This window comes from Mycobacterium sp., assembly GCF_036273375.1.
In the GTDB taxonomy this organism is placed as follows: domain Bacteria; phylum Actinomycetota; class Actinomycetes; order Mycobacteriales; family Mycobacteriaceae; genus Mycobacterium.
The window spans coordinates 1-2,931 of record NZ_DASUHS010000239.1; the positions used below are offsets into that span (position 1 = coordinate 1).

The 2,931-nt window shown below is 63.3% G+C and carries 4 protein-coding genes; all 4 read right to left on the minus strand.

The window, feature by feature from the left end:
- The coding region (locus VFW69_RS21175; protein ID WP_526504250.1) for an efflux RND transporter permease subunit at window positions 1-824 on the minus strand (824 nt) is incomplete at its 3' end.
- Window positions 817-2,055: an efflux RND transporter periplasmic adaptor subunit gene (locus VFW69_RS21180; protein WP_526504252.1), complete on the minus strand. Its 1,239-nt coding sequence runs from the start codon at window positions 2,053-2,055 to the stop codon at window positions 817-819. The genes VFW69_RS21175 and VFW69_RS21180, both read right to left, overlap by 8 nt.
- A 117-nt stretch (window positions 2,056-2,172) precedes the next feature.
- On the minus strand, window positions 2,173-2,571 hold the full coding sequence (locus VFW69_RS21185; RefSeq protein WP_526504254.1) for a hypothetical protein: 399 nt from the start codon (window positions 2,569-2,571) through the stop codon (window positions 2,173-2,175).
- Between the two features lie 168 nt (window positions 2,572-2,739).
- Window positions 2,740-2,931: hypothetical protein (locus tag VFW69_RS21190; protein WP_526504256.1), on the minus strand; the 192-nt coding region annotated here is incomplete at its 5' end.

Here is a 2,931-nt window from a genome sequence, read left to right on the forward strand (position 1 = left end):
CCGTCCTGGCCGACGATGCCGTGGCGCTCGAGATTGCTCAGCTTGAGCTTGCCGAGCTCGCGCACCAGAATCGGCGTGCCCTTGTGTTCGGCCACGACAATGTTGCCGAGATCGTCGAGATTCTGGATGAGCCCGATGCCGCGGATGACGTAACCCAGCTCGCCACGATTGAGCACGCTGCCGCCGGCATTGGCATTGTTGGAACTGATCGCGTCGGTGATGTTCTTGAGCGACAAGTTAAAGCGCATGAGCTGTTGCGGATCGAGCTCGAGCTCATACTGGGTCGTCAGACCGCCGAAGTTGGAAATGTCGGCCACGCCCGGAACCTGTTTCAGGCTCGGAATGATCGTCCACTGCTCGATTTCCGAGAGCTGGCGCAGATTCTTGGTATCGGAAGCGAGCGTGTAATAGAGAATTTGCCCGGTCGGCGATGACAGCGGATCGAGCCCTGGAGTAAGCCCCGGCGGCAAGGTGACGTTCGCGATGCGCTCCATGATGCGCTGGCGCGACCAATAATCCTCAATGCCGTCGCGAAACACGAGCGAGATCAGCGACAGGCCGAAGGTCGAGCGCGAGCGCATCATCGCCAGGCCGGGCGTGCCGTTGAGTTCGCGTTCGAGCGGAATGGTGACTTGCTGCTCGACCTCTTCGGCAGCGAGGCCCGGCGCCTGGGTGATGACTTGCGATTCGGTATCAGCAACGTCGGGGTATGCGTCGACGGCGAGCCGCGTCCACGAGTAGTAGCCGTAAATCGCAGCAAAGACGCAGATCATCGCCGCGACCAGGCGCTTGCGCAACGCGAGGCTGACGAGCCAATCAATCACCGAGCAGCACTCCGCCCCTGGTCACCACGCGATCGCCGACTTTGATCCCGCCGCTCAGGACGGCCTCGCCGCCCTGCTGGAAGGCGATGTCCACGTCATGCGCCTCGAATATCCACGGCGACGTTTCGACAAAGACCTGCGTTTCGTTGTCTTTGAGCACCAGCGCGCTGGTCGGCACGACCGGAAATCTCTCAGCCGGTGCGAAGAAAGTGACGTTGGCGAACATTCCGGGCCGCATTCGCATGTCCGGATTTTTGAAAGCGATGCTGACCTTGGTGCGGCGCGTTTGCGGATCGAGAACGTCGCTCACGAACAGCACATTTCCGTGGAGGACCTGGCCCGGATAGGCAGCAAGAACGACGTTCACCACCTGCCCAGTGGAGACCAGCGAAAGGTCTTTTTCCGGTACGCTCGCCGTGACCCAAACCGTATTGAGATCGGCGACGGTCATCATCGCCGCGGTGGGATCGTTCCAATATTCGCCCGGCGCGACGCTGAGATCGATCACGCTGCCGTCCATCGGCGCCGCCACCGTGACGATCTCGGATTTGGCGGGAGCGTCGGGATCGACCCCGATCTGTTTCAATCGCGCCATGGCGCGCTGATACTCGGCCTGGGCCGTGACGTAATCTGTCTCCGCCTGCTGCAGCTCCTTCAGCGCAGCACCGCCAATTTTCGTCAGTTCGGTCTCGCGGGTGCGGGTCTTGAGCGCGAGCGCCAGCAGGGATTTGGCGCGGTCGTAATCCGAATAGGCGGTACCGAGGTCTGGCGAATCGATCACGACCAGCGGCTGCCCCGCCTTCACCCTTTGTCCGAGCTCCACCTTGAGCTGGGTGACCCGGCCGGCGACCGGCGGGTCGACCTTGATGAGATGGGCCGGGTTGGCCTCCACGGCGGCGGGAAGAACGAGATCGCGCTTAATTTCCTTTGCGGCCACCGGACTGATCGTGAGCGCGGCACGCAGTGGCGACCCCTCGGGCAACGACACGCGGTTGCCGGAGCGAATGAGCGGGCGAGCGGTTTTGACAACCACCGGCGACGGTTCGGAATATCCGGGCGAGTCGGCAAGCAACCGATAGCCGACAGCTCCGATCAGAACGCCGAGCAGGAGAAGCATGGCCGCTTTGGCGCGTGGTGACGGACCAGCCGCGCCATTGCGCGAGTCGCGATGATCCATCCCGCCAGGAGGCGCCTGGCGTTGGCCGGATTCGGGACCGGAATCCGCGGTCATCGCGAACTCCCCAATAGACGTGTTCATGAAAATGCAGGCGCGAACGGCGAGTGTTCAGCGCTTGGCCTGCACGCGGTACGACGGATCGCTTCCCAACGGCGGAGGCGCCGCGAGCGATCAGCTCATGAGCGAGGGTGGTCCGCGGGCCTGAAAGGCAAATGAAAGCCCCGCGGCCGAGCGCAATTCAGCGCGCAGTTCGAGCTTCGCGCCGTCCAGCATCACGGGGGCCGGTAGCGGGGGCGCCACCGACGGCGGCGAATTGCTGGCCAACTGAATGAGGGCGCAGATTGGGCAGTCCGTGTCCGGAACGCCTTGTGACCTGCGCGTATCGCCGGGGTTCTGCAGAGCGGCGGTGAAGTGGTGGACTACGCTGGCCGCCTGAGAGTGGCTATGGCGGGTCGGCGGCCAGATCACCCCGTCGAGATCGACGTGGCTGAACGTGACGGCGAATTGCACCACGAGCGCAAACAGCGCCGCGGCAACGCCCGTACGAATGTTCGAACGAAACCAGCGCATCAGACTGCGCTCACCCTCATAACCACGGCGCGCATCGCACCCAGGTCATAGCATGGTCGGAATATGGCACCCAATGTCAATTGGGTGCCGCTTTGGCGTCGTGCGACGGCAAAGTAAATCACCCCTTTTTCGGAACGCCGTCGCAAGGCCGCCACGCGGCCCTGCCCGTCATGTTCGGGTGGCCGGCATGGTCTCGGCGAGTGGTTTTTCCTCCAGCAGAATCAAGGCAATCAGCGTAATCGTGAGTGCGCCCGCCACCCCGAGGAAGATGGTGACGAAGGCGCCGATCGACGTTGCTGCGGCCGACAGCGTCCCGGTGCCACCGGGTACCCCCGCGAGCACGATGGCCCCGAAAATGGC